This is a genomic window from Cupriavidus sp. SIMBA_020, assembly GCF_046535395.1.
GTDB lineage: Bacteria > Pseudomonadota > Gammaproteobacteria > Burkholderiales > Burkholderiaceae > Cupriavidus > Cupriavidus campinensis.
The window spans coordinates 1-254 of sequence record NZ_JAWRWU010001133.1; the positions used below are offsets into that span (position 1 = coordinate 1).

Here is a 254-nt window from a genome sequence, read left to right on the forward strand (position 1 = left end):
CGGCGCTCGTCGAGCAGGCGCTGGAGCCGGAGTACAAGGCGCTCGTCGACAACGACTTCAACACCTTCCGCACCATCCAGGGCGAGACGGCCGACCGCTATTACGCCATCTACGCGAAAGCGATCGACGCGCTCGAACAATGGCAGACCGCCCGCGAACAGCGCGACGGCGAGATCGCCGCCGAGCGCTTCCAGGTGTCGGTCATCGTGTTCGGCGCGATTGCCGTGATTGGCGTCGTGCTCGGTCTGTTCGCT

At 65.4% G+C, this 254-nt stretch carries 1 pseudogene; it reads left to right on the plus strand.

Going from position 1 to position 254, the window contains the following annotated elements:
* Positions 1–254, plus strand: a pseudogene (locus SB751_RS33065) (methyl-accepting chemotaxis protein); the annotation flags it as partial.